1 protein-coding gene is annotated in these 359 nt (G+C 54.3%); it reads left to right on the top strand.

Going from position 1 to position 359, the window contains the following annotated elements; all coding sequences use genetic code 11:
- The coding region (locus tag AAEZ10_RS27225; RefSeq protein ID WP_350571783.1) for a hypothetical protein at positions 1-359 on the top strand (359 nt) is incomplete at both ends.

Raw genomic sequence — 359 nt, 5'->3', positions numbered from 1 at the left:
ACCTTCGAAATCAAATATCGCGTTGTCGACTACCTGACCAACCCGTCCGGCCCTCCAACCTGGTCCGATGCCGTGTTCGTGGAAGTGGATCTGGACAAGATCTCCCAAGAGCCTCCTACACTCGTTAACGCCGTCTCCCCAATCGATGTGCTGGCAAGTGAAGGCGGAGTGAAGGTGCGGGCAGAGTTCCAAGCCGCTTTGGCAAACGACAAGGCGACGCTGAAGATTGTCAATGGCCTACCGGGATCATCATTTCCGCAAGTGGCATTCAACACCAACCAACGCGCCAATTTCACATTCAGCGTGGCGTTCCTCCTCGCTCATCAAGGCAAAACAATCCAGGTGTCGTGGGTATTGAT

This window comes from Pseudomonas sp. H26/SER47-MNA-CIBAN-0231, from assembly GCF_040310465.1.
GTDB lineage: Bacteria > Pseudomonadota > Gammaproteobacteria > Pseudomonadales > Pseudomonadaceae > Aquipseudomonas > Aquipseudomonas atacamensis.
The sequence above is the reverse complement of the archived record's forward strand: the minus strand, read 5'-3'. Positions and strand labels throughout refer to the sequence as shown.